This is a genomic window from Eisenbergiella massiliensis, from assembly GCF_003435485.1.
Window position 1 is genome coordinate 1 of sequence record NZ_QVLV01000026.1, and the last position, 26,206, is coordinate 26,206.

Sequence of the window (26,206 nt, forward strand, 5' to 3'; positions counted from 1 at the left end):
GGTGTGAGAGGTCGAAAATTTCTCTAATCAGAGAAATTTTCTCCTACTCGATTGTCTTCAGCGCCAGAAACCTTATTCTCCGCGAAGGCTGATCGCCTCCGTCCCCACGCTCCCGCCGCGCACAATTTCGATCCGTCCGGGGAACAGGGACTGAAACAGGGATACCAGATCGTCATTTTTCCGCTCTGTCTGTACACTTTGCAGCAGCGCGGCAGACGGACCATAGTCAATCACCAGGGTACCCAGAACCTGGGACAGTCTGAACAGCTCCGTCATATCCTGTTGACTGCAGCCGCTGACCCGGAGGAACATGAGCTCCTTTAAATGTACGGGAATCCCGGTAAAATCCATTACCTTGATTACCTCAACGCTCCGGTTCAGCTGCTTTTTAATCTGTTCAAAGGTGCGGTCGTCACCGGTCAGCCCGATGGTAACCCGGTAGATGGAAGGGTCCTCCGAGGGGCCTGCGGTAAGACTGTTCAGGTTATAGGATTTTCCGGAAAACAGGCCTGTAATGCCTGCCAGAACCCCTACCTCATTCTCTGCCAGCAGGCTGATCCATCTTTTTTCCATATACATTATCCTCCTCTCCCAGAATCATATCGCCCAGAGAATTCCCCGCCGGGACTATGGGCATGACATTTTCTTCTCTTTCAATCATAAATTCAATAACCGTGGGGCCGTTTTTCCTGTTCCTGGCTTCCAGCAGCGCCGGTTCTATGTCCTCAGGAGTGGTTACCCGGATGCCCCTGGCGCCATAGCTTTCCGCAAGCCTGATGAAATCCGGCGTATATTCAGGACAGTTTTCCCCGGGGCCGGTGCAGGGGACAGGGCAGCTTTTCCGGTACCGCAGGCAGGTGGAGGAATAGCGTCTCTGATAAAACATCTCCTGCCACTGCCGTACATTCCCCAGGCAGCTGTTGTTAAAAATACAGATGATAACAGGAAGCTCATAAACAACCGCAGTTGCCAGTTCCTGCAGATTCATCTGCATGCCGCCGTCGCCTGTGATCACAAGGACATCTGTGCGGGGATTTCCCAGGCTGGCCCCAATGGCTGCCGGAAGTCCATAGCCCATGGTGCCCAGCCCGCCGGAGGTCAGGAACCTGCGGTGCTCATCAAGCGCAAGGAACTGCGTTGCCCAAAGCTGGTTCTGTCCCACATCCGTAGCGATAATGGCGTCCTCAAAGCAGTGATTGACCGCCTGCAGAATGGCCTGGGGAGAAAGGGCAGAGGGCTTCATGCGCAGGGGATGCTGCTGCTTCCAGCGCTCAAGCTGCGCCAGCCATTCCCCGGTAGGAAGCGGCTCTGCCTTTTCCAGCAGGGCGGAGATTGCGCTTTTTGCATCGGCCACAACAGGGATATCTACGGAAATGTTCCTGGAAATGGAAGCGGCGTCAATATCGATGTGGACAATGGAAGCTTCTCTGGCAAAAGTTTCGGTCCTTCCGGTAATGCGGTCGTTGAACCGGGTTCCGATGGAGAAAAGCAAATCACATTTGCTTACGGCCAGATTAGCGGCAAAGCTTCCGTGTATGCCGATATTTCCCACATACAGGCGGTGACCGGAGGGAACGGCGCCCTTTCCCATGATGGTGGAAACGACGGGAACCCCTGTCAGTTCGGCAAGCCGGGTCATTTCCCTGCCGGCCCGCGCGATATTGACGCCGCCGCCCACCAGGAAAAGGGGGCGGGCGGAGCGGTTCAGAAGCTCCAGCGCTTTGCGCAGCTGACCGATGTGTACAGAAGGCTTCGGCCGGTATCCGCGGATTTCCACGGTGTCGGGATAGCTGTCACTGCCCATCGCCTTCTGGATATCCTTGGGGATATCTACCAATACAACGCCCGGTTTTCCTGTGGCGGCAATGTAAAAGGCCTTTTTGATGATGCTGCCAAGCTCTTCGCGGCTGCGTACCGTTACGGCATATTTTGTAATGCTCCTTGTAATGCCCACAATATCCACCTCCTGAAAGGAATCGTTTCCTATCAGCCCGGTGGGAACCTGCCCGGTAAAGCATACGAGAGGGACACTGTCATAGTTGGCGGTGGCGATTCCCGTTACAAGATTGGTGGCTCCAGGCCCGCTGGTTACCAGACATACTCCTGTTTTCCCGGTAGAACGCGCATAGCCGTCCGCAGCGTGTACCAGACCCTGTTCATGGCGGGGCAGGATAACCTTGGGTACAGCGGCTCCATACAGCGCATCGAATAAATCGATTGCCTGGCCGCCGGGATAGGCAAACAGGGTGTCCACCTGCTCCGCCTGCAGTGCTTTTACAAATAGTTGGGCTCCGGTTATCTGCATTATTTTCAGCCTCCTTTATATAAATTTATATGAATGCATGCGCTCGCTTGCATAGCGCTGATAAAAGTGCGCCGCCTGCATACAGGCAGCGCTGATTTGTTTCGGTAACAGCCGCAGTCCGGGGACTGCGGGTACTAATTATTTCCGCGGGCGACGAGCCGAACGGATGCACTTTCCAATTAGGGGCAGCCGCGAGAGGTGCTATGCGCCAGCGGCATATGTTTTGCACCGACCGAAACGGAGCGTAGACCAAATACCCCGCTGTTCACGGCGTTTCAAATTTGATGCCCCGTTGCTTGCGGTGTGGAGTTTGACTGTCCTGTCATCCAGATATAAAAATCTCTTTCCCATCCGTTTTGCTTAACAATGGGGAATTCCGCTGATAAACAATTCCACGCTTTTGCGTATGAATCCGTCCTTATCCTCCGGCGACAGCTTCTGCTCAAAGGATGCCTTTAAAAAAGTAAAACCAAAGGTGGCGGAAAAAATTGTCATGGCCAGGCTGGGGAAGTCCAGGGAAGGAAGCTTTCCTTTTCTGTGCATTTCCTGGAAATATTCGGTCAGGGCGGATAAAAAGGCCTGCGGGACCTTCATAATATAAGGGGCCGCCTCTTCGTAAAGCTGCGGCGCGCGCAGGCCGATGGAAAGATTGACGAAATCCGGCGTAATCCGTTCCATATAAGCCCTCATGAACATTTCCAGATCGGGCTGCAGCTCCCATATCACATCCTGAAAAATATCCCGGGAAATATTCCCCCGCCATTTCTCCTGCCCAATGCCGGTCAGGGCGATATCCTTTTTGCTGCCGAATTTCCGGAAGAGGGTACATTCGTTCACACCGGCCAGCTTTGCAATATCCTTTGTGGTGGTGGCCACATAGCCCTTATCCCGGATCAGGGTCATTGTTGCATCAATTATTTTCTGACTTGTTTCGTCCATCCATTCCTCCATGCAAGTACATGCTTTCATTTGATTTTACCTGATAAATCCGATTATGTCAATAAGTAACAGCAGGAGCTTATCGGGAAACAGCAGAAGGCTTACCGGAGTTTTTTTGTGCGGATTGACGGATTCTTTATAGTTTTTTTATACTTTTTTTCTAAAAAAAGAATTGTATTTCAGGCAGGGAGAGACTATAATCTTTAACCAAAGCAACTATTAACAATGTTAAATATTGCAGCTGCAAACAGTCGCGGAAAGGAATGGAAATGACGACGGATGAGATGCGTATTGATTTGCTGAGAACAACATTTCGGTACGGACGGGTGAATATGGGAATAAGGCTTGGAAACATTACCCATGGAGAATTCACGGCTCTTCAGATGGTTCATATCTATATGAAGAGGAATCCTGACGCCAGCGGAATCGGTGTATCCGAGCTTGCCCGCTGTTCCTTTATGTCGCCGCCCGCCATGTCAAGGACATTGAAGTCCATCGAAGAAAAAGGGCTTGCAGAGCGGATGATTGATTGTAAAAACAGGAGGAAAACCTATGTCCGTTTAACGCAGGCCGGAGAACAGGCCCGGCAGTACGCCTGGGAGGTATCCACCGAGTATATCAACCGGGTGATGGAGGAGATGGGGGAAGAAAAAATGGATGCGTTCCTTGCCTTGTGGAAGGAGCTGGTAGACATCATGGAGAAAAACATCGGAATGGTTTCGGAGAATCCTTCTTAGAGCGTGCCCCGGAATTATGGAAAAGTAATTTCAGGGACGTTTTTGAAGGAATGGCACAGAAGGAACAGCAGAAAGGAGAAATAGGAAAGAATGTGGAAATTGTTTAAACACCTGGGCGAGCATAAGGCTGCCGTCCTTTTAATCATTCTTCTTTTGGTAGGTCAGGCGTATTGCGACCTGGCGCTGCCTTCCTACACCTCGGATATTGTGGACGTGGGAATACAGCAGGGAGGTATTGAAAATGCCGTCCCTGAAAGAATGAGAGAGGAAACCTTTGACAGCCTGTCCCTGTTTATGACGGAGGACGAAAAAAACGAGGCCCTTCAGGCTTATGATCTGAAGGACGGCATTTACGAACGGAATACCTCGGATAAGGAAACGATTGACCGCCTCAACAAGGATTTCGGAATGCCTATGGTAATACTCAGTTCCATTCAGGAGTCCGGGCAGACGGACATGGCCGGCCTGAAGGAAATGATGGCGGCAAAGGGAATTGACGATACAAAGCTGCAGGAAATGAAAAAACAGGCTGCTGAGGAAATGGGAGATATGAGCGATTCCATCATCACCCAGAAAGCCATTCTTTTTATTAAGGCTGAATATGAAGCCATGGGAATGGACCTGAATGATGTGCAGATGAACTACCTGCTTTCTACCGGCGCCAAAATGCTGGGCCTGACGCTTCTTATGATGGCGGCGGCCATACTGGCGGGCCTTCTGTCCTCCAGGACGGCGGCAAAAATAGGTATGGATCTGAGAGGAAAGGTTTTCACCAAGGTGGTTTCCTTTTCCAGCAATGAACTGAATAAATTCTCCATCGCTTCCCTGATAACAAGGAGCACCAATGATATCCAGCAGGTACAGATGGTAGAGGTCATGCTGCTGCGTATGGTGCTTTATGCGCCTATCATCGGTATCGGCGGCATAGTTAAGGTAGCCAGTACCAGAACCGGGCTGGGCTGGATCATCGGCGTAGCAGTTGCGGCAATTTCCGTGGTGGTTTTGATCCTGATGCAGATAGCCATGCCGAAGTTTAAGAAAATGCAGTCCCTGGTTGACCGGCTGAACCTGGTATCCAGGGAAATACTCACCGGCGTGCCCGTTATCCGCGCCTTCAGCCGTGAGAAATTTGAAGAAAAAAGATTTGAAACAGCTAATAAGGATCTGATGAGAACCCAGCTGTTCACCAACCGGGTTATGACCTTTATGATGCCCCTTATGATGATGATCATGAACTGCATTACCGTTATGATTATCTGGTTTGGCGGAAAGGGGATCGATGCGGGAAACCTCCAGGTGGGCGATATGATGGCGTTTATTACTTATACCATGCAGATTGTCATGGCCTTCCTGATGATTACCATGATTTCCGTCATGCTGCCCCGTGCCGGCGTGGCTGCGGAACGTATCCAGGAGGTGCTGGACACCCGGCCCAGTATCCATGATCCTTCCGCTTCCAGGGACGGTGAGCTGGAAAAAGCGAAGGGCGAGCTTACCTTTGAGGATGTGTCTTTCCGTTATGAAGGGGCGGCGGAGGATGCGCTGGAGCATATCAGCTTTACGGCAAAGCCGGGAGAAACAACGGCGATTATCGGAAGCACCGGCTGCGGCAAATCCACGCTGATCCACCTGATTCCCAGATTTTACGATGTGACGGCGGGCCGGATATTGATTGACGGCGTGGATATCCGGGAAATTTCCCAACATAAGCTGCGCAGCCTGTTAGGCTTTGTACCCCAGAAGGGAAATCTGTTCTCCGGGGATATCGCCTCCAACATCAAATACGGCGGTTCCCATATTTCAGATGAAAAAATGATAGAAGCGGCGGAAATCGCCCAGGCCACGGAATTTATAGACAGCAAGCCCGAAGGCTATGAAAGTCCCATTGCCCAGGGCGGAAGCAATGTATCGGGCGGGCAGAAGCAGCGTCTGTCCATCGCCAGGGCCATCGCCAAGGATCCCAAGATATTCCTGTTTGACGACAGCTTTTCCGCGCTGGACTACAAGACGGATATGGTTCTGAGAAAAGCGCTGCATGAAAAAATTGAGGACGCCACCATTATCATTGTGGCGCAGAGAATCAGCACCATCCTTCATGCCAATCAGATTATCGTTCTGGATGACGGCAAAGTCGCCGGCATCGGCACCCATGAGGAACTGCTGGCAACCTGCGGGGCGTATCAGGAAATCGCCCGTTCCCAGCTGTCTGAGGCGGAGCTGAAAGGAGGAAGCGCATCATGAGTGAAACACAGAGAAGACCCCCCAGAATGCATGGCCCGGGCGCCCGGATGGGCGGTGAAAAGGCCAAGGATTTTAAAGGCACCATAAAAAAACTGGTGAAATATATGGGCCGTTACTGGCCTGCCTTTGTGGCAGTGCTTATTTTTGCGGTGGGCAGTACCATATTCGGCATCATCGGCCCCAAGATTTCGGGGAAAGCCACCACAGAGCTTTTCAACGGCCTGGTTGCCAAGGTTTCCGGCACCGGCAGCATTAATTTCGAACGGATAGGGCATATCCTCCTGCTTCTGTTGGGACTGTACGTGCTCAGCGCGGTGCTCTCCTTTGTACAGGGGCTGATTATGACAGGTATCTCCCAGAAGCTGGCCTACCGCTTCCGGCAGGAAATCTGTGAAAAAATCAACCGTATGCCCATGAAATATTTTGAGAGCAGAACGGTAGGCGAGGTCCTTTCCCGTATTACCAACGATGTGGATACGCTGGGGCAGAGCCTGAACCAGAGCATCACCCAGCTGATTACCTCCATCACAACCATGATCGGCGTCCTGATCATGATGCTGAGCATCAGCCCCCTGATGACTCTGATTGCCATAGTCATCCTGCCCATTTCCGCAGGCCTGATTGGGATTGTGGTAAAAAAATCGCAGAAGTTCTTCGTGGCGCAGCAAAGATATCTGGGCGAAATCAACGGCCAGGTGGAAGAGGTTTACAGCGGCCACAATATCGTGAAAGCGTATAACAAGGAAGAGGATGTGGAAAAGACCTTCCATGATACCAATGATATTTTGTTCCAGTCCGCATGGAAATCCCAGTTTCTTTCCGGCCTGATGCAGCCCATCATGACCTTTGTGGGAAATCTGGGCTACGTATCCGTGGCGGTTCTGGGAAGCATCCTGGCCGTGAGGGGAACCATTACGGTAGGTGATATCCAGGCATTTATCCAGTACGTAAGAAACTTTACCCAGCCTATTACCCAGCTGGCGCAGGTATCCAACATGCTGCAGTCCACAGCGGCCGCGGCGGAGCGTGTTTTTGAATTCCTTGAGGAAGAGGAGGAGGAACAGCTTGCGCAGAATCCGGTGCACCTGGAATTCCCCAAAGGCAGGGTGGATTTCCAGAATGTGGTATTCGGCTACAACCCGGATAAGGTGATCATCCATAACTTCAACTGCTCCGTGAAGCCCGGCCAGACCGTGGCTATCGTAGGCCCCACCGGCGCCGGGAAAACGACCATGGTGAAGCTGCTAATGCGTTTTTACGATGTGAACAGCGGCGCTATCCTGGTGGACGGCCACAATGTAAAGGAATTCAACCGGAGCGAGCTGCGTGAGATTTTCGGCATGGTGCTTCAGGATACCTGGCTGTTTAAGGGTACTATTATGGAAAATATCCGGTATGGACGGCTGGATGCCACGGACGAAGAGGTTATTGCGGCGGCCAAGGCGGCCCATGCACACCGGTTTATCCAGACGCTTCCCGGCGGCTATCAGATGGAGCTGAATGAGGATGCCAGCAACGTATCCCAGGGCCAGAAGCAGCTTCTCACCATTGCCCGCGCTATTCTGGCGGACAATAAAATCATGATTCTGGACGAAGCAACCAGCTCCGTGGATACCAGGACGGAACAGCAGATCCAGAAGGCTATGAATCATCTGATGGAAGGCAGAACCAGCTTTGTCATTGCCCACAGGCTTTCCACCATCCGTGATGCGGATCTCATACTGGTGATGAAGGATGGCGATATTATAGAACAGGGCAATCATGAAGAACTCCTTGCAAAGAACGGCTTTTACGCGGAGCTTTACAATTCGCAGTTCGTAGATGCCACTGCGTAATGCAAGAGGCTGCAAATCACAGTTACAGGACAGTACAGCAGCCTTGCGGCAGCAGAAAAGGAGACGGAAAAATGGCTCATCTGAGAACAATTACAATTGAAAGACAATATGCCAGCGGCGGCCGTGAAATCGGGAAACGGCTGTCGGAGAGGCTGGGCATCCCTTTTTATGACGGGCAGCTTCTCATGCTGGCGGCTGAAAAATACGGCCTGAACCCCGGCGTGGTCAAAGCAAACGATGAAAAAGTAAATAAAAGCCTTCTGTATACTGTGGCGTCCGCCGTGGAAAATTTCCGGGGAAATGAAAGAGGCATGATGCCTTACCGGATTTACCAGGCCCAGGCGGAAACCATACGCCGCCTTAGCATGGAAGGGCCCTGCATTTTTATCGGCCGCTGCGCGGGCGAGGTGCTGCGGGGGAAATGCAGAAGCCTGAATGTGTTTATTTATGCCTCCTCTATGGCGGAGCGTAAAGAACGCGCCAACCAGATTGACAATATCGCCATGGTAGAAACGGAGGATTACATTCGTATGAAGGACAGACAGCGCAGGGATTATTATAAACAGTATACGGACAGGGAATGGGGAGATCCCATGAACTATGATCTGTGCCTGAACAGCACAACGCTGGGATATGACAGATGCGTGGAGCTGATTGAAAGGGCGTTGTAAAAAGACTTGTTTTTCCATAGGGGAACCAGAACCAGCGGCATGCCGCCTTCCTTCCATCCGGAATCATCCTTGGGATGGAGGAGGCGGCTGCCGCTGGTTTTATTTCTACGGACAGGGAGTTTCGGTCAAGTACCTGCCCGTAAACCACTCCTTTGTATTTTTCTTTAAACAGAATAAAGCAGGAACTTAACCAGCGTTTCCAGCCTTTTTGAATCAATCAGCTCCAGGGTGTCGTTTTCTGTGTGGAGCACGCTGTCCGCCAGCGCGAATATTCCGGCGGAGGTAATGGAGATTGCAGGAACGCCGGAAAAAGAAAACAAGGTATGATCTCCCTGCGGCCACGGTTCTGTCTGTTTAAAGCCTTCCGCCTTCTTTGCGAAACCGGAAATACTGCTTGTCAGCTGTTCCGGGCATTCATAAAATGAGTACGCAAAATCCTGTCCCTTTACGCCCGCCCCGTCAATATTAAACGCGCAGACGTATTCCGAGGGTGATGAAAGATAAGCGGCAAGATATGCCATTTCTCCCGGATTAGAATAATGGTCCTCACCGTTAAAGAGGACAAATTCAATGCGGTAGGGCAGCTCCCTGCCCGACAGCTCCTCTGCCATCGCGAGTAAAACGGCTACGCCGGAGGCATTGTCCAAAGCGCCCGGGGTTCCCGGTTTGGTGTCAATATGCGCTGAAAAACATACCTTATGTTTTCCGCTGCCATAGACGGCAATTACATTGGCGGCCTTTGCAGGGCGACGTTCCGCGTTCAGCGTAAGGGCTGCGGGAAGCCCGCTGCATAGCCGGGGCAGGCTTTCCGGAAGAACCACGGCGCAGGGTACTTCAAAGTCCCCGTCCTCAATGACCGGCACAAAGCGTTCCGGAGAAAGACTGACAGTAAGCACCGCCTTTACGCCGCCGTTTTCCAGCAAGGAGATGATTTCCCTGTGTTCCTCCGGATTCCAGAAGACAAAGCCTTTGGGCATCAGCGGTTCCGATGCCAGCTCACCGCAAAGCAAAACGATTTTCCCGGCGACAGGCGCGCGCCGCAGCTCTTCCCGTGAACTGACGCAGAGAAGCTCTCCCTGCACGCTGCAGGGAAGCGAATAAGGTGCGGCTGCCATGGGGACGGCCTTGCCGCCGACAGTGAGTATGCCGCCGTTGCCCACCCAGTCCATGCAGTCAAATTCCTGCCGCAGGACGTCCAGGCCGGCGCGCTCAAATTCCCTGCACGCATACTCAACCGCCGTATGATTTGCCTCTGAGCCAGTGGGCCTTGCACCGATTTCCTTACAAAGTACGTTCAAATGCCTTTCGATATTTTCTCGTGTTTCCATGTCTTTTTCCTCCTTTATTGCGGGCTTTTTTCGTTTCTGGAATAAGCATAGCAGAAGGAATGGGAGGGTACTTGACTTTCCTTGTGATGTTTTCAGGGAAGCTCTCTTACCGGCCTTGCTTCAATATAGCCCCGCCATCCCTGCGGATCCAGCTGGAAACGCGGCGCGGCTTCATCCGCCCATTCATAGCCGGACCGGGTGGGGTCATAGGCGTCGATGATCTGCGACAAATTTAATATCGCTTCCTCAAAGTGAAGATCATCATAAGGAGCGCTTTGAAACATCATCATTTTACATTCGGGCAGATCAATGAGATCAAAGCCCTCCGGGATCGTTCCTCCGTAGTCCTCCGGCAATTCAACGCCCTGTGCATAGCGTGAGGTACCGGGCGGACGCAGCGTGTCAGGAAGCCACAGGCCGACTGGTTCATACAGCGCCTCCTTGACGCTGCACAGCAGGCCCCATACATCGCAGCCATTTTCATTACTGTAGGAAAAATAATCATCCGACGACACGCCGCGTTTTAACAGCAGCTTTCTTTTGGGGAAATTGCGCACCTGTATAAAAAAGTCCCCGGAAAGCGGCGGTGCATCCTCCTGCATATCCCTGAGCCAATAATAATATTCCCGTATGGACCAGGGATGAAAAAGATAAATCGGCGGCGTATTTTTCTTATATTCATTCGGACTCATGCCGAACTGCCTGCGGAAGGCCCTGGTAAAGCCCTCATGGCTGTCAAACAAAAAATCCATCGCAACATCAACAACCTTAATATCATTGTCCCTCAGCTCCATGGCCGCTTTGGAGAGCCGGTACATACGGATATATTCAAACGGCGCCTTGCCGGTAAGCTCTTTGAAAATCCTGGCGCAGTGCCAGGGAGAATAGCCTGCGCTCTTTGCAAGCGCATGCAGCGTAATCGGTTCATCCAGATGTCCTTCGATATAGTTTTGCATCTGCCAAACCGCATTAATCTGTTCCCGGCTTTCCATGTGGTTTTCCTCCTGTTTCCCGTTATAAAGGGCATGGTTGTGTTATGAAAATGTAACTGTTTAGAGTTTTTACTGTTTCATTTAATTTATCATGTGCATTTATGTTTGTCTTGACGTTGTTTGCCAAAATGGCGGCTGGATACTTAAGGACCGGGAGATATATGTTTTTAAAATGCGGATGCCGACGGAGGAGAGTCGGGGGATGAAGCGGAAATGGCCATACCGCCCAGAATTACGGGAATAAGAAATTTTTTCCAATTACTGTATAATTTTGAAAGCACAGGGGAAAACTTTAGCTACAATACCTGAAGGGCATTCCGGCGCCGGAAACGGCGTGGAATGAAGAAAGAAAGGAATTCAGCATGGAATCAATAAAAATTCGTTTTGGAAATGCGGATGAAGTTTGGAAATTTGTAAATACCATCAGAAGATTTAACGGGGAATATGATCTGGCGGCAGGCAGCTATACGGTAGATGCCAAATCCATTCTGGGCGTATGTGCGCTGGGAACGGGAAAAGCGCTGGATTTAAAGCTGGTGAACCCTAAAGGAGAAGAACAGCAGCTTCTGACGGCGCTGCATGAATACCTGGTGAGTAAATAGACTAGCCGGCAGGTTCCGGGTGTGGGGCTTGGGGACGGCTACATAGGGAGAAGATCGCAGAAAGAATACCGACTTATCATAAGAAAATTGAAATGCTGGAAAATATAGCGTCCAGAAAATAAAAATAAAATAAAAAAGCCAATTGCCAGCAGAATTACCCTGCTGGCAGTTTTCATGTCTTTTATCCGCATTTACCCCTTCCACTCACTTTTCATGTATTCATAGACAGATTTCCAGAGAGAATGTTATAATAAAATGCCTTATTATATATTTTAAATTAAGTCTTCGCATATGCCGGATATCTTTTGCCCCGTTGTTCAGTAAGCTTCCGGCGCATGCGGAGTCCAAACTGCGGAGGAAATGCCATGCAGGAACAATTCACAAGAACCGCCCTTCTTCTGGGAGAGGAAGGAATTCATAAATTAAACCGATCCCGCGTTGCCATATTCGGCATCGGAGGCGTGGGGGGATATACCGTGGAAGCGCTTGCAAGAAGCGGTGTAGGCCATTTTTTGCTGGTTGACAACGATAAGGTGGCGCTTTCCAACCTGAACCGCCAGATCATCGCTACCCTGGACACCGTGGGCAGATACAAGACGCAGGTGATGAAGGAACGTATCCTGTCCATCAATCCCGAGGCCGAGGTGGAGACAAGGGAATGCTTTTTCCTGCCGGAAAATGCGGAGGAGTTTGATTTTTCATCCTTTGACTATGTGGTGGACGCGGTGGACACCGTGGCGGCCAAGCTGGAGCTTGTTGTCAGGGCGAAAAAAGCAGGCGTGCCGGTTATCAGCAGCATGGGAGCCGGGAATAAGCTGGATCCCACCCGGTTCGAAGTGGCGGATATTTATCAGACAAGCGTCTGCCCTCTTGCCCGGGTCATGCGGCGTGAACTTAAGAACAGGGGTGTTAAGGAACTGAAGGTGGTATACTCCAGGGAAGAACCCCGCACGCCTGCGAAAAGCCCTCTGGAGGAGGACAAAGCCTCCGTAAGGCGTTCCATTCCCGGCAGCACGGCCTTTGTTCCCAGCGTGGCCGGGCTGATTGCGGCAGGGGAAGTTATTAAGGATCTGACAAAAAGACTTTGAAAAAACTCCCTCACCGTATATAATAAGAAAAGATAGTATTACAGGACAGTGAACAGTTTCAGAAGATACGGGCAGTACAAAAGAAGAGAAAGGTATCTTTTCAAATAAAGCAGCGGCGCAAAGCGGACAGCCATTACCGGAGGCGGACTGTTTTCCCCGGAGCTGCGGAGAAGCTGGAAAGTTACCGATGGAGAATAAATAATGGTATTCAGTTCAATGATATTTTTGTGGGCGTTTCTGCCCATCGTGTTTATACTGGATAAAATCGCGGGGAAGAGCAGGAAGCTACAGAACCTGATATTACTCGCGGCCAGCCTGGTATTCTATGCCTGGGGAGAACCCAGATATATGTGGCTGCTTCTGGTTTCCATACTGGCCAATTATGTGCTGGGGCTGGTGATGGATAAGACGCAGACGGTGGGAGCAAGGCGCACCGCCCTTATTTTGGGAATCCTGGCAAACCTGGGAATCCTGGGATATTATAAGTATTTTAACTTCTTCATCAATACGCTGAACAAGGTTGCAGGCAGGGAGTTGCTGTCCATGAAGGATATCGCCCTGCCTTTGGGCGTGTCCTTTTTTACCTTCCAGGCCATGTCCTATCTGATCGATCTATATAAGAAAAAATACGGCGCCCAGAAAAACATCCTGAATATGGCTCTGTATTTTGCGTTTTTCCCCAAGATTACCCAGGGCCCTATTGAAAAATACAGGGATTTTGAAAAACAGCTCACCGAAAGAAAGCAGAGCCTGTCCCTGATGGGAGAGGGTATCCGCCGTTTTGTATACGGTCTGGCAAAAAAGGTGATTATTGCGGATGCGCTGGGATCCTGCGTAGACCGGATTTACGGTCTGGATCTGGCAAATGTGAACGGCGTGCTGGCATGGATTGCCATTATTTTTTATTCCCTTCAGCTTTATTATGATTTTTCCGGATATTCCGATATGGCGGTGGGACTTGGGAAGATGTTTGGCTTTACCCTGGTGGAAAACTTCAACTACCCTTACATTGCCTCCACGATTACGGATTTCTGGCGCAGATGGCATATTTCCCTCACCTCCTGGTTCAGGGAATACCTGTATTTCTCATTGGGCGGCAACCGGAAGGGCAAGCTGCGCACCTACATTAATATCTCCATTATTTTCGTGGCCACGGGACTGTGGCATGGAGCCAGCTGGGACTTTATCTGCTGGGGTGTTTTCCATGGCTTTTTCATGGTGCTGGAGCGCCTGGGGCTGGGAAAGCTTCTGGAGAAAACAAAAGTAATCAAGCATGTTTACACGATACTGGTGCTCTGTGTGGGCTGGACCTTCTTCCGGGTGGGAGACGTGGGGCTTACGCTGCAGTATCTGAAGCGCATGTTCCTTCCCTGGATGTATACGGCGTCCGGTTTTGCGGTGCAGGAGCTGGTAACTAACAGGGCCTTTTTCCTGGCGGCCTGCGGTATCCTGGGCTGTGGCGTACTGCAGAAGTGCGCGGTGAAAATCAGCCCCCGGGCGGAGAAATTTAAAAACAGTACGGCAGAGCTGATTTTCTGCATGCTGCTTCTTGCCTACAGCGTTATGCTCATGGTCAGCAGCACCTACAGTGCATTTATTTACATGAATTTTTAACTGCAGTCCGTACATTGCAATTTTTAATGGCAGCCCATATGAGTGCAATTTTAGTGGCGGCCCGTATGATTGCGATTATTAGCGTCAGTCTGTGTGACAGCAGTTTCTGACAGCGGTTTTTGCTGAAAATGGAGGAATGGCTACATGACGAAAAAGAAGGCGGCGGTGTGGATAATCCTGTTTGCCCTGATGATTATAGGCCCCAGGGTTGTCTACTATTTTGCGGAGCCTCATATATCCGAAGAAAATACGGAAAACAGGCAGCTTGCCGAGAAGCCGGCGCTGACCAGAGACAATCTGCACAACTATGCATCCCAGTACAACAGCTACTATAACGACCACCTGGCTTTCCGGAGCCAGATGATAGAAGCCAACAGCATCCTGAACATGAAGCTGTTCGGCGATTCCTCCTCCGCCAGTGTGGTGTTGGGAAAAAATGACTGGTTATTTTTTACAGATGAGGGAAGTATTGAGGATTATAAGGGAACGAACCTGTACACCCAGGAACAGCTGGATGTGATAAAGGACAACATCCTGAGCACCAAAGCTTATCTGGAAGCCAGAGGCATAGAGTTTATTCTCATGATCCCCTCCAATAAGGAAGACATTTATTCCGCCCAGCTGCCGGATTATATCAGGAAACGGGGGGAACTGACCAGGGCGGAGCAGGTGATTAATTATCTGCGTGAGGAAACGGGCGTGCGCATCGTTTATCCCAGAGAGGATTTGATGGCTTATAAGGATCAGTACGATCTTTACTGGCATTATGATACCCACTGGAATTATCTGGGCGGCTATATCGGCGCAAAAGCGCTGCTTCGTGAGCTGGGTGTGGAAATTGCGGACGTTGAGGATCTGACGATCTCGCAAAATGACTTCTCAGGCTACGACCTTGCGAATATGATGAATCTGAAGAACTATTATAAAAAGAACAAGCCCGCGGAAGTAAGCTATGATGTGACGGGCTACGCCACCAACAATCTGTCGGTGATCCAGGCCATCGACGCCACGGAGCTGATTTACCAGTCGGAGGCGCCGGATCCAAGGCGGCTTTTCCTGGTGAGGGACTCCTTTGCAGGCGCTATGGCCCCTGTGCTGGCATCCAATTTTTCCTACAGCTATATGCCCCATTGGAACGGATGCTTTGAACAGTCAATGATCGATGAGCAGCAGCCGGATATATTCGTATATGAGGTTGTGGAAAGAAGGCTGGATGCGCTGCTTACCTTCAGGCTTTCGGAGTAAATGCATTCTGGTCAGGTGATTAATTTATGGGTAATAATAAAAAAAGCAACAGCTTTGTCATGCAGGCAGGGATCCTGGCGGCTGCCGGAATCATCTGCAAGGTCATTGGAATTTTATACAGAAGCCCGCTGGCTGCCGTTATCGGGGATGAAGGAAATGGTTATTATTCTTCCGCTTATGAGATTTATACCATCATACTCCTAGTATCCTCCTACAGTATCCCTTCGGCCATTTCCAAGGTGATTGCCCAGAGGCTGGCGCTGAGGGAATACAGGAACGCCCAGAAAATTTTCCGCTGTGCCATAGGCTATGTGGTAGTCGTGGGCGGCCTGGCCAGCCTGTTTACCTTCTTTGGCGCGGGAATCCTGGTGGGCGGCAATTCCGTGCCGGTGCTTCGTATTTTTGCGCCCACCATATTTTTCTCCGGGCTTCTTGGCGTGCTGAGAGGTTATTTCCAGGCACACGGAACCATGGTGCCCACCTCATTTTCCCAGATTGTGGAACAGATACTGAATGCGGTGGTCAGCATACTTGCGGCATTTCTTCTGATTAAGGCGGTTGCCGGGAAGGATACCACCACGCAGGCTGTATTCGGCGCTTCGGGAAGCGCCATAGGTACCGGGGCAGGCGTACTTATCGCGCTGCTGTTCATGTTTGGGATATTCCTTCTCAACAGAGAATATATCAACCAGAAAACAAAAAGGGATCGAAGCTCCCAGCTGCTCACCACAGGCGAGGTGTATAAAATCATCATCACCATGGTGACGCCGGTAATACTGAGCACCTTTATCTATAACTGCAACACTTCCTTAAACCTGACCATTTACACCAGGATTATGGAGCATGTAAAGGGTTTCAGCGAGGTGGAGGCCTATACCCAGTACGGCCTGTTCAGCGGTAAGGCAAAACAGATTGCCAACATCCCCATCGCCATCGCCTCCGCCATGTCCTCGGCAATGATACCGGGCATTTCAGGAAGCTTTGCCCAGGGGGACATCGCGGGAACCAACAGACGGATCGGGACGGCGATAAAAACAACCATGTTTCTTTCCATTCCCTCCGCCGTAGGCCTTGCCGTGCTGGCCAAGCCGGTCACACTGCTTTTATATCCCCAGAAGGCTTCTGTGGATACGGTTTCCTGGCTGCTTGCGGCACTGAGCATCAGCGTGGTGTTCTACGCCCTTTCCACTATCAGCAATGCGGTGCTCCAGGGGATCGGCAAGGTGAATCTGCCCGTAGTCAATGCGGCGGTTGCCCTGGTAATCCAGACTGTGGTTCTGGTTCCGCTGCTGCTGGCGACGGAGCTGGGACTTTTTTCCCTGGTCATCGCCACCGTGCTTTATTCTCTTTTAATGTGCATACTCAACGGCTTTTCCGTAAGGAAGGAACTGAAATACAGGCAGGAGATAATAAAGACCTTCCTGCTTCCCGGCTGGTCCGCAGTGATTATGGGGGCGGCGGCCTTCGGCGTATATCATGGCCTGTATTTGTTGATCCATATTAATGTGATCTGCCTGGCGGCGGCTATCCTTGTGGCGGTTCCGATATATTTTGTGCTGACCATCAAACTGGGAGCTGTTGGAAGAAAAGATCTTCTGGCCCTTCCCAAAGGAGCGCTTCTGGTCAGGGCAGCGGAAAAATGCCGTCTCATTCATTAAGATTTTCATAAAATACTGGACTTTCAGAACCTCGCGGAGTACAATATCATAGACTTTACAGGCATTCCGGTTTCCAGCCGATGCCTGATTTACAGAAATTGCAGGAACCGGGCGGTGCAGATAAAGGCTGCGCCGGTTCTGTTTGTATTTGCCAGATGATGCAGGCCAGGCGGCGGAAAGTATTGCGGCTGCCGGTCAGTTTTGTTTTTTACAGGAGAGACGAATGAGAAAATTCCGGACAGATGGAAAAAGGATGCATAAAACCGCTGTTTTTTTCAGCACACTGATATTGGGAGCGGCGCTTCTGACAGGCTGCGGAAAGAAAACGGAGCCTCCGCAGGAATCGGAAACGCAGACAAAACAGGAGACGGTCAGCGCCACCGAACAGGCGAAAGCGAATGAAACGGGTGCTGTGACTAATACCCAGCAGGCCGCCCTGGTGGAAAATGACGGACAGCACAGCTATCTTACCGGAGAAAAAATGGATCCGGAACAGGTAAAGCAGAGGCCGCTTGCAGTCATGCTTAACAATATTCTGGAAGGCTGCCCCCAGACAGGGACTTCGAAAGCCTCCATTATCTATGAGGCTCCGGTTGAGGGCCGTATTACAAGGCTGATGGGCCTTTTTGAAAATTATGGAGACATGGACAAAATAGGATATATCAGAAGCAGCCGGGACTATTTTGTATACTGCGCCCTGGAATTTGACGCCATTTATGCACACTTCGGACAGGCAACCCCTTATGTGGGCGAGCTTCTCAACAGTGATCGGGTGGACAATATCAGCGGCCCCGTTGCCGGGATTAACCATCCTGCGCCCAATACTTTTCTTCGTACAACGGAAAGAAAAATGCCCCACAATGTCTATCTGGACATTAAAGGCCTTCAGAAAGATATTGATAAAATGAAATACAGCCGTACCTACCATGATGCGCATAAGCCTAAATTTGCCTTTGCAGCAGACGGGCAGAAGCCGGACAACAGCAAAGGAAAAACTGCGGAAATGCTGTATCCGGGCGGAAAGGAAAAAGACCAGCCCAACGGCTACAGCAAGGTGCAGGCCTGGTTTGAATATAATGAAAAAGACGGAAAATATTACCGCTACCAGTACGGCGGCCCCCATATTGATGAAAGCACCGGAGAACAGCTTGCCTTTGACAATGTTATTTTCCAGTACTGCTACGGTGAGGTGCGCGATGAAAATGATTATCTGGCCTTTGGCTGCCACGGTGACAACGGCATGAAGGTTCAGGTATTCACCCAGGGGAAAATGACGGAAGGCACCTGGTCCCGCTACGCGGATACGGATCCTGCCTATTATGTGGACGAAAATGGTGATCCTATCGTACTCAGCCAGGGAAAAACCTGGATTTGCCTGATTTGGGATCAGTATGCGGATGATGTTGTAATAGAGTAATCAGAGTGACAGACTGCACGAAAGAGAAAGGACCAAAAAGCATGAAACAGGTTTGGAACAGCTTCAGACTCGCTTTTTCCATGTACTCCGTGGTGCCTGCGCGCCAGGTGGAAAAAACAAAGGATAACATGAAATATATTCTGTGTTTTGTACCGTGGGTAGGAGCCATCATTGCTTTCCTGATCACAGAATGGCGGATAGTACACCCCTATTTGCTGGACTATGAGTTCCTCCGGTCTGTTGTCTGCGTGATGATCCCGCTCCTTCTTTCCGGCGGTGCATATATGGACGGCTTTTTCCGCACTGTGGACGCCCTGTCCTCCCATCAGCCCAGAAAAGGCAAACTGGAAATCCTCCAGGATTCCCACAGCGGCTATTTTGCCATCATCACCTGTGTCAGTTATTTCCTTATCATAGTAGGACTTTGGAGTGAAATGCCCATAGACGGATGGCCGGTGGTTTCTCTCGGCTTTATTCTTTCCCGTTCTCTCTATGGCCTGTCCATCATCTGGTTCCGCCATTCCCAGACCAGCAAATGCACGCTGTATGTACCTGAAGGCAGAACCAAGCTCATAGTGGCGGCTGTCCTGATCCTTTATATCGCGGCCTGTGCCTTTTTTATGCTGCGGATGAATCTTGTGGTAGGCATCGGCTGCCTCGCAGGGGCTCTTATCGCATTCCTCTATTATTGCTGGGTGGCCTTTAAACATTTTGGCGGCATCACCGAAGACATTGCAAGCTTTTTCGTCCAGGTATGCGAAATCCTGATCCCTTTGGTAGCCCTGCTGATTTACCGCATGCCGATGGATTTAAATAATTATCTGTAATTTTTCATCGACAACGAAACAACCGGCTGCCATAATGTTACAGCGAAATAAGTTATAGCTATTATTTGGAAAGAAGAGATTTTCTGATAAAAATAAATTTAAATTTAGGCCTGAGTCATGTTTTCAGCATGTTCAGGCTTTTTTAATATACTTTGCAGTTAGAGTTCGGGGCGCAAGACACGGGCTTCTCCGGGTGGCAGGGGCTGTGGAAGGGGGCGAACTTTAACCTTACAAACTGTTGTAACAAATACCCCGCATGTGTTACAATGGTCGGGATGAAAAGCCAAGAGGCGGTTTGGAGGGAAATTATGGTATCAGAACAGTATAGAGCCATGCTGGGCGGCAAATCTGTGATTCGGATTTTGTCGGAGTTTGCGACGAAGCGTGGGGAAGAGATAGGATATGACAATGTATTTGATTATAGCCTGGGGAATCCGTCCGTTCCTGTTCCGGAGGAGTTTACGGAGTGTATGATAGAGATGCTTAAAAACAGCGATCCATGTTCGCTGCATGGCTACAGTCCCAGTCTGGGAATACCGTCTGTGAGGGCGGCTATTGCCGCTTCCCTGAACGAAAGATTCGGTATGAATTACGGCCCGGAGCATATTTTTATGGCCTCCGGTGCAGCAGGAGCGCTTGCCCATGCCTACAGGGCGGTAACAAAGCCGGGCGATGAAATACTGACATTTGCTCCTTATTTCCCTGAATATAATCCTTATGTGAATCTTACCGGAGCTGTGCTGAAGGTGGTGCCTCCGGATACGGAGAGTTTTCAGATAAATTTTGATGCCTTTGAAGAAATGCTGGGTGAGAAGGTAATGGCTGTTCTTATCAATACGCCCAATAATCCTTCAGGCATTGTATATTCCGAGGAAACTATCCTGCGGCTTGCGGATATACTGAGAAAGAAAGAGCAGGAGTACGGGCACGATATTTTTATTATATCCGACGAGCCTTACAGGGAGATCGTGTTTGCCGGCGTTAAGGCGCCTTATGTGTCACGTTATTACGCGAATACCATCTCCTGTTATTCTTATTCCAAGTCTCTTTCCCTTCCCGGCGAGAGAATCGGCTATGTGGCGGTAAATCCTGCCTGTCCTGATGCGGAAGTGATTGTGAACATGTGCGGGCAGATTTCCAGAGGGATCGGCCATAATTGTCCTCCTTCCATCATCCAGCTTGCAGTGGCTAAGGTGCTGGATAAAACGGCGGATCTTTCCGTCTATGAGACCAACATGAACCTTCTGTATGATTGCCTGACCGGGCTGGGCTTTACCTGTGTGAAGCCAGGCGGAACCTTTTACATATTCCCGAAGGCTCTGGAGGAGGATGCGAAAATCTTCTGTGAAAAGGCGCTGAAATACGATTTGATTCTGGTTCCGGGGGATACCTTTGGATGTCCCGGATATTTCAGGATGGCTTACTGTATTGAAACGGAAAAGGTGGAGCGTTCCCTGGCTGCCCTGAGAAAATTTGTGGCGGCGGAGTACGGAAACATCGGTTAGTATCGGATAATTTGCGTAAAGCGGCAGCAAATTTGACTTGGAGGTAGACAGTATGTATCAGGCCGGACTGGTTCTGGAAGGCGGTGGGATGAAAGGAATTTATACCGCCGGAGTCCTGGATTTTTTCATGGATCAAAATATTGAGTTTTCCAGCTGTTATGGAGTGTCCGCAGGCGCATGCCATCTGTGCAGCTACCTGTCGCGCCAGCGGGGCAGGGCTTATGATATCAGCGTGGATTATCTGGATGACGCACATTACTGCAGTGCGCGCAATGTGCTGACCACAGGGGATCTTTTCGGGGTAAAAATGTGTTATGACGATATCCCAAACGTTCTGAATCCTTATGATTATGATGCTTTTAATGCTTATCAGGGCAGAGCGTATGCGGTGGCTACCAATATTGAAACCGGTCAGGCGGAATACCTGCGTCTGAAGGATATGCATAAAGATATCATCGCGGTGCGGGCCTCCGCGTCCCTTCCGCTGGTATCGAGAAATGTGAAAATCGGGGATAAGCTGTATCTGGACGGCGGTCTCTCCGACAGCGTGCCCATCATGCATTCCATTGTGGACGGCAACCGGAAAAATATTGTGGTGCTCACTAAGGAAACCGGCTACAGGAGGAAGCCTTCCGGCCATCTGGGACTGGTAAAGGTGCGTTATGCCAGGTATCCCAAAGTTTACGAGCTGATGGCAAACCGGCATGTGGCCTATAACCGGATGCTGGATTATCTGGATGCCCAGACAGCAAACGGCCAGGCTTTTGTTATCCGTCCGAAAAGGGCCAGCGGTATTGGCAGAATAGAGAAGGATAAGGAGAAGCTGCGGCTGCTTTATGAGGAGGGCTATGCAGATGCCCGGGAGTGCTTTGAGGATATGCTGCGTTATCTGGAAAACGGTGACAGCGTGCAAAGATAGGCGGCGGAGTTTTCGGAAAATGAAAACAGGCTGTCTGTTTGGCCGGTACGTCCGGCGGACAGCAGCAGTATAAAAATTGGAGAATGATATGATCGAAATTTTAAAAGCGGTTTTGTTTGGAATTGTGGAAGGTATTACGGAGTGGCTGCCCATCAGCAGCACGGGACATATGATACTGCTGAATGAATTTGTCACGCTGGATGTATCTCCTGAATTCTGGGAAGTATTCCTGGTAGTGATTCAGCTGGGGGCGATCCTGGCGGTGGTGGTTCTGTTCTGGAATAAGCTGTTCCCCTTTGATTTTTCAAAGCGGCGTAAGAAAAACGGCATTATTAAAACGGATATTTTTGTCATGTGGTTCAAGGTTCTGGTGGCCTGCATCCCTGCCATGATTTACGGCATACTCCTGGATGATCTGGTGGAGCCGTATCTGTATAATGCCACCACGGTGGCCATTATGCTGATTCTGTTCGGCGTGGCTTTTATTGTAATTGAAAACTGGAATAAGGGAAGGAAGCCCCGGATCAAAAGCCTGGCGTCCCTGACCTACCGGGATGCCCTGATTATCGGCCTGTTTCAGCTTATCGCCGCGGTATTCCCCGGCACCTCCCGCTCCGGCGCAACCATCGTGGGCGCGCTGCTCATCGGCGTCAGCAGGGTGGTATCCGCGGAATTCACTTTTTTCCTGGCGATTCCCGTCATGTTCGGCGCAAGCCTTCTGAAGCTGGTGAAATTCGGGCTCGGCTTCAGCATGACCGAAGCGTCGCTTCTGATTATCGGCATGGTGGTGGCTTTTGTAGTGTCCATGGGTGTGATTTCCTTCCTCATGGGATATATTAAAAAGCATGATTTCAAGGTTTTCGGCTGGTACCGTATCGTGCTGGGTATTCTGGTGCTGCTGTATTTTTATGTGATTGCTGCGTAAATTTGTGGTGGCCTGGTTAAGCGTATGTTTGTATGTTTCCGGCAAAATGGTATTTTGCTGATATTTTTAAAAGGCAGATTGGAATATGATAAAAGTAGTATCCTTTGATGTTGGGCATACGTTAATAAAATACAATAATCCCTTAAGCTGGACTTCCTTATATCGTCCTGCGCTTTGTGAAGCAGCCGCCAAATGCAATATAGTTTTGGCAGACGGTATGATGGACGTTGCAGCAGAAATTCTTACAAAATACAACACAAGAGTCAATTATCGAGAGACTGAAATTACGTCTGACATAATTTTTAAAGAAATTATGTCAGCGTGGGATTGTTTAAACGCGGATTTGCATGCCATGAAATCCGCGTTTTATTCTTTTTTTCAGGCAGACGCCCATCCATTTCCTGAAGTAATTGAAACATTAAAAGGATTGAAAAGCAAGGGAATAAAAACAGGAATATTGACCGATGTTGCTTATGGAATGGATAACGAGTTCTCTTTAAAGGACTTTGCAATGCTTACTGTTTATATTGATTTAATTCTGACTTCTGTAGATGTAGGCTACAGAAAACCATGTAAAGAAGGATTTTTGAAAACGGCAGAGTGTTTTAATATACTGCCAAACGAAATGATTTATGTGGGAGATGAAGAAAAAGATATAGTTGGGGCAAACAGTGTCGGGGCGGTTTCAGTGCTGATTAATAGAAGCAATGCTGTTAAGACATTTAACCAGAACTATACGATAGACTCCCTCGATAAGCTTTGTGGAATAATTGATACATTAAACTTATGAGAAGGAATGTTGAAGATAAAAAAAGTTTCATTATAATATCCTGATTATTTGAACGGCAAATTAGAAATTTGTTATTTTGGTGCAAAATTATTTACACATATTAAATCTAAAAATAAAAAACAACATTTAAGCAGGGTGTAAATTGCCCCTCCCGATGGACAAAAGCGTGATATAACCGATGGAATTTATGGGAAAAATGAAGTGTAGAAGGCTGGCGAGTTGCTTTAATAGCCCAGGACGGACGAATTTGTATTTGGAGAACGCATAGATGAATTATACACATTTGATAGACCCGGAATTAAAAAGCATAGCAAAGAGGGTTCCGTATAATAAGTTCCTGATAAAGACAGCAAATATCTACCAGATGCTGGCTTTCGCATTAACAGGAATTCCCAGGGAAATTAGTTGCAAACGGATAATAATACGGGAAAACGGCAGGTTACCGTTAAAGGTTGCAATATACGAACCTGCTTCAGCAGCGGATAAGCTTCCGTGTTTGCTATATATCCATGGCGGTGCGTTCAGTTATAAGGCGTCAGCCCATCATAAAAAGCTTGCCTGTATCTATGCATTGGAAGCAAACTGCAGGGTGGTCCTTCCGGATTATCATCTGTTGCCGGAGCATCCATATCCAACGGCATATCAGGATGTATTGTCCGTATATAAATGGCTGTTAAAGAATGCGGAAAGCCTGCTTATTGACAGAGAACTGATTGGAATCGCAGGAGATAGTTCCGGCGGGGCAATTGCTGCTGCGATTTGCAATGCATATGAAAAAGTAGCTTTGCCCATTCCCTGTGCACAGATGTTAATATATCCGGTGACAGATGCGTCCATGTCCACGAAATCCATAAAATTGTACTCTGATACTCCATTATGGAATTCCCAAAATAACAAAAAAATGTGGGAATTCTATTTAAAGAACGTAACAGGAGAAAACATCAGGAACGCATCGCCCATGCAGAATTTGTTGCCTCATAAGCTTCCGGATACGTACATTGAAACAGCGGAATATGATTGCCTGCATGATGAAGGAATTTTGTATGCTGAAAGACTGATGGAAGCAGGGGCGAAAGTTGAGTTGAACGACACAAAAGGCACAATTCACGGTTATGACTCGGCAATAAAGACACAAATTGCACAGAATAACATAGAAAAAAGGATTTTATTCTTAAAAAAGTGTTTTAGCCACGGAAATTGACCCCATGCCCGGCAAGTTACGAAATGGGAATTAGCCATACTGAAAGCGAGAGATGTTTCCTGACTGAGTCTGGAAACTGCGGCCCTCTATTAGAAGCCGGGCGCAGTTTCGGACTTTTTTTATTGCCGCGGCGCATCTGACTGCATTTTAGCAATAAGCGCATTGATTTCATCCACCTGCATACGCTGCAGCTTTCTGAAATAGGAAAATACAGCGGTTACAATGACTAAAAAAATCAGGGTGAAAATAATAAGCTGCCTGGCCGAAAAGGAATGCCAGAAAATGATACGGAATACTGCCAGGTTCACCACATACAAAATTAATGACTCTGTAATGCAGTACTGCTTCCATGTCCTGAATTCAACATGATCCAGGGCAATATCCACCCCCTGGCACAGCAATATGATCAGAAACAGGACCAGGACGGTGAAATCATACCCTTCGGTATCAATACCGCTCAGCAGATTCAGGGCGGCATTGGCAAGAAGCAGCAGGGTAAAACAGATACAGGTGGACGGCACCCGTACGGTCAGAAAATTTTTCATACATTTGCTCCTTTCAGCTTTTCCTTCAGAGGTTCGATATAATTTCGCGTAATTACCAGCTTTTCTCCATTTTGCAGGGTGGCCTCCAGCCGGTGGTTGTACAGCGGCCGCACACTTTGCAGGAAGCTGGTGTTGACCAGACAGCTTTTGCTGATCCTGGTAAAGGAAGTGCGGGAAAGGCGGGCCTCCAGGGAGGCCAGAGTCTCCCGGCAGTAGTACACCTCTTTCTCCAGATAAAGATAGGTTCTTCCATCTGCGGAATCCATAAAAAATATCTTCTCCAGCGGCAGCTGGAATTCCTTATCCTCCTGATAGCCCGTCAGGGAAAAACCAAATTGCCTGATATGTCCGGCCAGCTGCTCCAGCCGGGTATCCATGCGTGCACAGCGGATGGTAATTTCAGTTTCAGTAATCTGCCGATCCTGATGTATTATCAGCTTCATGGAACCTCCTCGCAATTACGTTAATGGGTGCTAAAAATGACGCATATCCGTTCTTTTTCCAATGCCCCGGAATAAAACACCTGCCTTTCTTTTTCGCATAAGCTGCGGATTCTGCATTCTTCATACTTTTTCCTGATTTCCTCCGCCTCCGGTTTTTCCCCAGTCCGACAGACAATGCGCCCGTGAAACAGGAGCAGACAGCTGTCGGCCAGATTGCTGAAAAGGCTTAAATCGTGGGAGGATATCAGAAAGGTCACTTTATCCCTGCGTGCAGTTTCGTCTGCCATAGATTTCAGCGGCTCCTTTGTGCCGATGCCCATCCACTTCCTCGCTGGAAAATACATGATATTGTCATACACAGTATTTTTATAACGCAGTC

Annotated in this window: 24 protein-coding genes; 16 read left to right on the forward strand and 8 right to left on the reverse strand. The window is 49.4% G+C overall.

Features of this window, described 5'->3' with window-relative positions; all coding sequences use genetic code 11:
* Positions 1-72: 72 nt before the first annotated feature.
* The 3 genes from ilvN to DXC51_RS24380 all read right to left on the reverse strand — a co-directional run bounded on the left by ilvN (position 73) and on the right by DXC51_RS24380 (position 3,244).
* Positions 73-573: an acetolactate synthase small subunit gene (gene ilvN, locus DXC51_RS24370; RefSeq protein WP_117545564.1), complete on the reverse strand. Its 501-nt coding sequence runs from the start codon at positions 571-573 to the stop codon at positions 73-75.
* A complete protein-coding gene (gene ilvB, locus DXC51_RS24375) occupies positions 536-2,305 on the reverse strand; it encodes a biosynthetic-type acetolactate synthase large subunit (RefSeq protein WP_117545565.1) in 1,770 nt (589 codons plus the stop codon). The genes ilvN and ilvB overlap by 38 nt, the downstream gene beginning before the upstream one ends.
* A 360-nt stretch (positions 2,306-2,665) precedes the next feature.
* The gene (locus DXC51_RS24380) at positions 2,666-3,244 is read right to left on the reverse strand and encodes a TetR/AcrR family transcriptional regulator (protein ID WP_117545566.1); all 579 of its coding nucleotides are present in this window, start codon (positions 3,242-3,244) and stop codon (positions 2,666-2,668) included.
* A gap of 263 nt (positions 3,245-3,507) precedes the next feature.
* On the opposite strand from DXC51_RS24380, the gene DXC51_RS24385 reads away from it, so the two are divergent.
* The 4 genes from DXC51_RS24385 (at position 3,508) to DXC51_RS24400 (ending at position 8,728) form a co-directional block, all read left to right on the forward strand.
* Positions 3,508-3,981, forward strand: a complete 474-nt coding sequence (locus DXC51_RS24385) for a MarR family winged helix-turn-helix transcriptional regulator (RefSeq protein ID WP_117545567.1) — start codon at positions 3,508-3,510, stop codon at positions 3,979-3,981.
* A 90-nt stretch (positions 3,982-4,071) separates the two neighbouring features.
* On the forward strand, positions 4,072-6,222 hold the full coding sequence (locus tag DXC51_RS24390) for an ABC transporter ATP-binding protein (protein WP_021634631.1): 2,151 nt from the start codon (positions 4,072-4,074) through the stop codon (positions 6,220-6,222).
* Positions 6,219-8,057 carry an ABC transporter ATP-binding protein gene (locus tag DXC51_RS24395; RefSeq protein ID WP_021634630.1) on the forward strand — a complete coding sequence of 613 codons (1,839 nt, stop codon included), beginning with the start codon at positions 6,219-6,221 and terminating at the stop codon, positions 8,055-8,057. Before DXC51_RS24390 ends, DXC51_RS24395 begins: the two co-directional genes overlap by 4 nt.
* A 71-nt stretch (positions 8,058-8,128) precedes the next feature.
* On the forward strand, positions 8,129-8,728 hold the full coding sequence (locus DXC51_RS24400; RefSeq protein ID WP_117545604.1) for a cytidylate kinase-like family protein: 600 nt from the start codon (positions 8,129-8,131) through the stop codon (positions 8,726-8,728).
* Positions 8,729-8,892: 164 nt separating this feature from the next.
* Here the strand turns inward: DXC51_RS24400 and DXC51_RS24405 are convergent, their stop codons facing one another.
* Both DXC51_RS24405 and DXC51_RS24410 read right to left on the reverse strand, forming a co-directional pair.
* On the reverse strand, positions 8,893-10,056 hold the full coding sequence (locus DXC51_RS24405) for a M28 family metallopeptidase (protein WP_117545568.1): 1,164 nt from the start codon (positions 10,054-10,056) through the stop codon (positions 8,893-8,895).
* Between the two features lie 92 nt (positions 10,057-10,148).
* On the reverse strand, positions 10,149-11,048 hold the full coding sequence (locus DXC51_RS24410; RefSeq protein WP_117545569.1) for a helix-turn-helix domain-containing protein: 900 nt from the start codon (positions 11,046-11,048) through the stop codon (positions 10,149-10,151).
* A gap of 362 nt (positions 11,049-11,410) precedes the next feature.
* On the opposite strand from DXC51_RS24410, the gene DXC51_RS24415 reads away from it, so the two are divergent.
* The 12 genes from DXC51_RS24415 (at position 11,411) to DXC51_RS24470 (ending at position 24,839) form a co-directional block, all read left to right on the forward strand.
* Complete coding sequence (locus tag DXC51_RS24415; RefSeq protein WP_021634625.1) at positions 11,411-11,650, forward strand: HPr family phosphocarrier protein; 240 nt, start codon at positions 11,411-11,413, stop codon at positions 11,648-11,650.
* Between the two features lie 365 nt (positions 11,651-12,015).
* A complete protein-coding gene (locus DXC51_RS24420) occupies positions 12,016-12,738 on the forward strand; it encodes a tRNA threonylcarbamoyladenosine dehydratase (RefSeq protein WP_117545570.1) in 723 nt (240 codons plus the stop codon).
* 201 nt (positions 12,739-12,939) lie between these two features.
* The gene (locus tag DXC51_RS24425) at positions 12,940-14,352 is read left to right on the forward strand and encodes an MBOAT family O-acyltransferase (RefSeq protein WP_025488369.1); all 1,413 of its coding nucleotides are present in this window, start codon (positions 12,940-12,942) and stop codon (positions 14,350-14,352) included.
* Between the two features lie 144 nt (positions 14,353-14,496).
* Complete coding sequence (locus DXC51_RS24430) at positions 14,497-15,597, forward strand: alginate O-acetyltransferase AlgX-related protein (protein WP_021634621.1); 1,101 nt, start codon at positions 14,497-14,499, stop codon at positions 15,595-15,597.
* Between the two features lie 26 nt (positions 15,598-15,623).
* Positions 15,624-17,255, forward strand: coding sequence for a putative polysaccharide biosynthesis protein (locus DXC51_RS24435; protein WP_117545571.1), 1,632 nt, complete (start codon positions 15,624-15,626; stop codon positions 17,253-17,255).
* Between the two features lie 223 nt (positions 17,256-17,478).
* On the forward strand, positions 17,479-18,672 hold the full coding sequence (locus DXC51_RS24440) for a DUF3048 domain-containing protein (protein WP_117545572.1): 1,194 nt from the start codon (positions 17,479-17,481) through the stop codon (positions 18,670-18,672).
* A 41-nt stretch (positions 18,673-18,713) separates the two neighbouring features.
* The gene (locus DXC51_RS24445; protein WP_021634618.1) at positions 18,714-19,499 is read left to right on the forward strand and encodes an adenosylcobinamide-GDP ribazoletransferase; all 786 of its coding nucleotides are present in this window, start codon (positions 18,714-18,716) and stop codon (positions 19,497-19,499) included.
* 308 nt (positions 19,500-19,807) lie between these two features.
* Complete coding sequence (locus tag DXC51_RS24450) at positions 19,808-21,004, forward strand: pyridoxal phosphate-dependent aminotransferase (RefSeq protein WP_102287472.1); 1,197 nt, start codon at positions 19,808-19,810, stop codon at positions 21,002-21,004.
* A 52-nt stretch (positions 21,005-21,056) separates the two neighbouring features.
* Positions 21,057-21,923, forward strand: coding sequence for a patatin-like phospholipase family protein (locus tag DXC51_RS24455; RefSeq protein WP_025488372.1), 867 nt, complete (start codon positions 21,057-21,059; stop codon positions 21,921-21,923).
* Positions 21,924-22,011: 88 nt separating this feature from the next.
* Positions 22,012-22,848 carry an undecaprenyl-diphosphate phosphatase gene (locus tag DXC51_RS24460; protein ID WP_021634615.1) on the forward strand — a complete coding sequence of 279 codons (837 nt, stop codon included), beginning with the start codon at positions 22,012-22,014 and terminating at the stop codon, positions 22,846-22,848.
* A gap of 85 nt (positions 22,849-22,933) precedes the next feature.
* On the forward strand, positions 22,934-23,638 hold the full coding sequence (locus tag DXC51_RS24465) for an HAD family hydrolase (RefSeq protein ID WP_117545573.1): 705 nt from the start codon (positions 22,934-22,936) through the stop codon (positions 23,636-23,638).
* Positions 23,639-23,906: 268 nt separating this feature from the next.
* The gene (locus DXC51_RS24470) at positions 23,907-24,839 is read left to right on the forward strand and encodes an alpha/beta hydrolase (protein WP_117545574.1); all 933 of its coding nucleotides are present in this window, start codon (positions 23,907-23,909) and stop codon (positions 24,837-24,839) included.
* Between the two features lie 119 nt (positions 24,840-24,958).
* On the opposite strand, the gene DXC51_RS24475 is transcribed toward DXC51_RS24470, so the two are convergent.
* From DXC51_RS24475 to DXC51_RS24485, 3 genes are read right to left on the reverse strand one after another with little or no spacing between them, the layout of a single operon-like run.
* Positions 24,959-25,384 carry a hypothetical protein gene (locus tag DXC51_RS24475; protein ID WP_117545575.1) on the reverse strand — a complete coding sequence of 142 codons (426 nt, stop codon included), beginning with the start codon at positions 25,382-25,384 and terminating at the stop codon, positions 24,959-24,961.
* The gene (locus DXC51_RS24480; RefSeq protein ID WP_117545576.1) at positions 25,381-25,827 is read right to left on the reverse strand and encodes a LytTR family DNA-binding domain-containing protein; all 447 of its coding nucleotides are present in this window, start codon (positions 25,825-25,827) and stop codon (positions 25,381-25,383) included. Before DXC51_RS24480 ends, DXC51_RS24475 begins: the two co-directional genes overlap by 4 nt.
* Before the next feature lie 20 nt (positions 25,828-25,847).
* On the reverse strand, positions 25,848-26,114 hold the full coding sequence (locus DXC51_RS24485; protein WP_147332401.1) for a hypothetical protein: 267 nt from the start codon (positions 26,112-26,114) through the stop codon (positions 25,848-25,850).
* Positions 26,115-26,206 lie beyond the last annotated feature (92 nt).